Below are 1,005 nucleotides of genomic sequence, written 5' to 3'. Positions count from 1 at the left end.
GGTGATAACAAGGCAGTAGAAGTCATCCTGACTGAAACAAAGCCTCGTCTGCTCTCATCCATCTTTTCGGACGAGCCAGTTGTAATCAAAGCTCGTGCCGTTGCAAAGCTGTTCGCCGGCAATGGCGGATCGCCAGCCTGTGTTCTCGCACTTTCAGATACGCGCTCGAAGGCAGTTGAGGTATCCGGCAATACAAGCGTGACTCTGAACAATTGCAGTATTGCGGTCAATTCCATCCAGTCGGATGCGTATTACATGCCGAACTCCACCGCAGATCTCAGTGCTGACTGCATCAGCACCGTTGGAGGTGCCTCGATCAAGGATTCGACAAAAGGGTTGCTGGACTTGAAGGTGTGCGGAAGCGTCCAGGAGAACGCACCCAAGACGCTCGATCCATATGCCGATGTGCTGGAGCCGGATATCACAGGATATGCCTGCGAAACCAATGGAAAGCTTAAGGGGGATATTTATCCCAAATACGTTCACCCGACATACGGTCCGTTCTCATGCTACGCGAACGGCATTGATATCGAGGCCAATGCCACGGTCACATTCCATGAGGGCCTGTACGTCATCAAAAACGGAACGATGGCAGTAGCCGACAAGGCTGTTGTCAATGCTACAAAGGCCACCTTCTTCTTTGACAACAATTCGAAGGCGCAAATTTCCGGCCAGGCTCAACTGAACATGACTGCGCCTACAACAGGTCCATTCGCGGGACTTGTGTTCTTTGGGGAGCGTTGCGACTCGGCGATTGTTGGATCTTGTGATGAGGTTTTCAAGATCACAGGAAATTCAAGCTCCAGCATCAAAGGGGCTATCTACCTGCCAGGATCGACAGTCGAATTCCTGGGCAATACGAATGCGAGTACGACCTGCCTTCAGATCATCTCGGACAAGGTGACGTTCACAGGGAACTCCGACATCGTTATGGGTGCCGCTTGCGAAGGAATGGGCACAATCTCGATTCCCAGCGCGCAGATCGTCAAGCTGATCGAGTAAATC

Annotated in this window: 1 protein-coding gene; it reads left to right on the top strand. The window is 51.9% G+C overall.

Going from position 1 to position 1,005, the window contains the following annotated elements:
- Positions 1-1,002 (top strand): hypothetical protein (locus ACXJKO_RS31815; protein ID WP_457094983.1); only part of this gene is annotated, 1,002 nt, incomplete at its 5' end.
- Positions 1,003-1,005: the final 3 nt, after the last annotated feature.

Source organism: Microvirga sp. P5_D2, assembly GCF_054049475.1.
Note: the sequence above shows the minus strand (reverse complement) of the source record. Positions and strands in the feature narration are given on the sequence as shown.